Annotated in this window: 1 protein-coding gene; it reads left to right on the top strand. The window is 36.3% G+C overall.

From position 1 onward, the window contains the following. Positions 1-120: 120 nt before the first annotated feature. The coding region (locus tag A3761_RS22540; protein ID WP_156492041.1) for a hypothetical protein at positions 121-386 on the top strand (266 nt) is incomplete at its 3' end.

Raw genomic sequence — 386 nt, 5'->3', positions numbered from 1 at the left:
AAAATAGGTTGATGATAGAAGCTGATCAATCACAAAAAACTGTGCCGCTTCATTGTCGAGGAAGTACATTAAATATGAACTTGTTTTAGGCAAGTTCTACTTACGAAAAGAGTGTAAAAAGTGAAGTTCTTAAAGATTATCGTCGTAGCTTTTTTATTAATCACAGCAAATGTGCATGCTGCTGACATAGCATGTGCAGGTAAAGTTAGTGCGTTAATGGCTGAACATAATAGTTGTAAAGATAGTACAGGAAAGAAACAGTTTGCATTTAAATTATCAGGAATGTCTTCATGGAAATGTAGTGGTAGTGATACTGCTTCATCATTATTGCTGGCATCGAAAGTGGCGGATAAGTCGCTCAGTGTGTATATGAGTGATGCAAATGG

This window comes from Oleiphilus sp. HI0123 (genome assembly GCF_001635315.1).
The sequence above is the reverse complement of the archived record's forward strand: the minus strand, read 5'-3'. Positions and strand labels throughout refer to the sequence as shown.